Source organism: Aeromicrobium sp. (assembly GCF_014378035.1).
In the GTDB taxonomy this organism is placed as follows: domain Bacteria; phylum Actinomycetota; class Actinomycetes; order Propionibacteriales; family Nocardioidaceae; genus Aeromicrobium.
Map to the genome: position 1 here is coordinate 1 of NZ_JACMOM010000307.1, position 2,556 is coordinate 2,556.

2 protein-coding genes and 1 pseudogene are annotated in these 2,556 nt (G+C 65.2%); 2 read left to right on the plus strand and 1 reads right to left on the minus strand.

Going from position 1 to position 2,556, the window contains the following annotated elements:
- The first annotated feature begins 162 nt into the window (after positions 1–162).
- A complete protein-coding gene (locus tag H7290_RS16050; RefSeq protein WP_290515029.1) occupies positions 163–1,230 on the plus strand; it encodes an NAD(P)-dependent alcohol dehydrogenase in 1,068 nt (355 codons plus the stop codon).
- Between the two features lie 113 nt (positions 1,231–1,343).
- On the plus strand, positions 1,344–2,321 hold the full coding sequence (locus H7290_RS16055; protein ID WP_290515030.1) for an aldo/keto reductase: 978 nt from the start codon (positions 1,344–1,346) through the stop codon (positions 2,319–2,321).
- A gap of 4 nt (positions 2,322–2,325) precedes the next feature.
- On the opposite strand, the pseudogene H7290_RS16060 reads toward H7290_RS16055, so the two are convergent.
- Positions 2,326–2,556: pseudogene (locus H7290_RS16060) on the minus strand (transcriptional regulator); the annotation flags it as partial.

Consider the following 2,556-nt stretch of genomic DNA (forward strand, 5'->3'; position numbering starts at 1 on the left):
CGTCGCGAAAGCGGATGCCCTGGGTAGGTCAGACAGTGCCATGCTGCGGCCTCGACGGTGTCGGTGGAGCGGCGTAATGTTGCACGAGCGGGTGTCACCGCCGACACGTGCCACGGCACGGGGTTCCCCCGCATTCCACCACCGGCACAGAAAGATTCTTCTATGACGACCACTGTTCCTGCCCTCGCCGCCCCCGCGGCCAACCAGCCCCTCGTTCGCACCACGATCGAGTTGCGCACCCCCGGCGCCCACGACGTCGCGATCGACATCAAGTTCGCCGGCATCTGCCACTCCGACATCCACCAGGCACGCGACGAGTGGGGCGTGGGACTGTTCCCGATGGTGCCCGGACACGAGATCGCCGGCATCGTCTCGGCCATCGGCAGCGACGTCACCCGTTACCGGGTCGGCGACCGGGGCGGCGTCGGCTGCTTCGTTGATTCCTGCCGCGAGTGCGCCAACTGCCTCGCCGGCGAAGAGCAGTACTGCCTGAAAGGCGAGGTCGGCACCTACAACGACCGCAACCACGACGGCACCCCCACCAACGGCGGCTACAGCACCGCGATCGTCGTCGACGAGAACTACGTGCTCGGCATTCCCGACGGCATCGAGCTCTCCGAGGCCGCTCCCCTGCTCTGCGCCGGCATCACGCTCTACTCCCCTCTCGTGAACTGGGAAGCCGGCCCCGGCAAGAAGGTTGCCATCCTGGGCATGGGCGGCCTCGGCCACATGGGTGTGAAGATCGCCCACGCGCTCGGCGCCGAGGTCACCGTGCTCAGCCAGACCCTCAGCAAGAAGGAAGACGGCCTGCGATTCGGCGCAGACCACTACTACGCCACCAGCGACCCGACTACCTTCACCGAGCTCGAGAACCACTTCGACCTCATCGTGAACACCGTGGCTGCGAACCTCGACCTGGAGGGCTACCTCAAGCTGCTCGCCCTCAACGGCACGCTCGTGCACGTTGGAATCCCCACCGAACCGGACAGCGTGAAGATGTTCTGGCTCGCCGCCCAGCGTCGCTCCATCGCCGCCTCCAAGATCGGTGGCATCCGCCAGACCCAGGAAATGCTCGACTTCTGTGCCGCCCATGGAATCGGCGCCGACATTGAGATCATCTCGGTCGATCAGGTAAACGAAGCGTACGAGCGTGTTATCCGCAGCGACGTGCGCTACCGTTTCGTTATCGACGTGGCCACGTTTGCCAACGAGACCCGCGCCGACGCGTAGGCACCCCGACCGGCGCTATAGACACCGCCCAGGTCGATAATAAACCCAGGCACGAACCGCCCCGGGCCGCAGATTTCAACGCGGCCCGGGGCATCCGTCATTAAAGGAGTCCCATGAAGTACGTGAAGCTCGGAACCACCGGTCTGGATGTCTCGGCGCTCGCCCTGGGCTGCATGAGCTACGGCGAGCCGGAGCGTGGAAACCACGCCTGGACACTGACCGAGGCCACCAGTCGGCCCTTCATCCGGCAAGCCGTTGAGGCCGGCATCAACTTCTTCGACACCGCAAATGCTTACTCGGCCGGGTCGAGCGAGGAGATCCTCGGCCGCGCACTCGCGGAGTACACCAACCGCGACGAGATCGTTGTGGCCACCAAGGTCTACTCGCCGGTCGGTGAAGGTCCCAACCAGCGCGGCCTCTCACGCAAGGCGGTGCTGCAGGAAATCGACAACAGCCTGCGTCGCCTCGACCTCGACTACGTGGACCTCTACATCGTGCACCGCTTCGACCCATCCACTCCTCTCGAGGAGACGCTTGAAGCCCTGCACGATGTGGTGCGCTCGGGCAAGGCCCGCTACCTGGGCGCCTCCTCAATGTTTGCCTGGCAGTTTGCGAAGGCCTTGCGCCTGCAACAGGTGAACGGCTGGACGCCGTTCGTTTCGATGCAGAGCCAGTACAACCTGATCAGCCGGGAAGAGGAGCGTGAAATGTTCCCCCTCGCCGCCGACGCCGGCATCGGTCTCACCCCGTGGAGCCCCCTCGCGCGTGGAAAGCTGACCCGGGACTGGGACCAGACGACCGCCCGCACCGAGACGGATCTGGTCAGCCAGGCCTTGTACGCACAGGCGGAGGACGGCGATCGCGCTGTTGCTGCAGTTGTCGCTGACATTGCCGCTGAACGCCAAGTTCCGCGCGCTCAGGTAGCCCTGGCTTGGGTGTCGGGCAACCCCGCTGTGACGGCGCCGATCGTGGGCGCAACGAAGCCGCAGCACCTCAGCGATGCCATCGCCTCGCTCGACCTTGAGCTCAGCGCCGACGAGCGCGGGCGGCTTGAGGCATCGTACGTTCCGCGTCTGCCTGAAGGGTTCTAGAGCGTCAGCGCAAGGACTCGAGCGCGGCGGCATCCGTCTGATCTGTGCGCCAGGAGGCCAGAATGCGTAGCGCGTCGTTTGAGGCCGACGCCGGTTGGGTGCTGTAGACGAAGAGTTGCTGGTCTGGTTCGCCCGGAACCGGAAAGGTCTCGTAATCCACGTCGACCCGGCCCACGATCGGGTGCATGAAGCGCTTCACGCCGAAGGTGCACTCCCACACCCGGTGCTGACTCCA

What these genes read in the sequence shown, in the direction of transcription:
- H7290_RS16050 (WP_290515029.1), top strand. Translation starts at nt 163, where the DNA reads ATGACGACCACTGTTCCTGCCCTCGCCGCCCCCGCGGCCAACCAGCCC.
- H7290_RS16055 (WP_290515030.1), top strand. Translation starts at nt 1,344, where the DNA reads ATGAAGTACGTGAAGCTCGGAACCACCGGTCTGGATGTCTCGGCGCTC.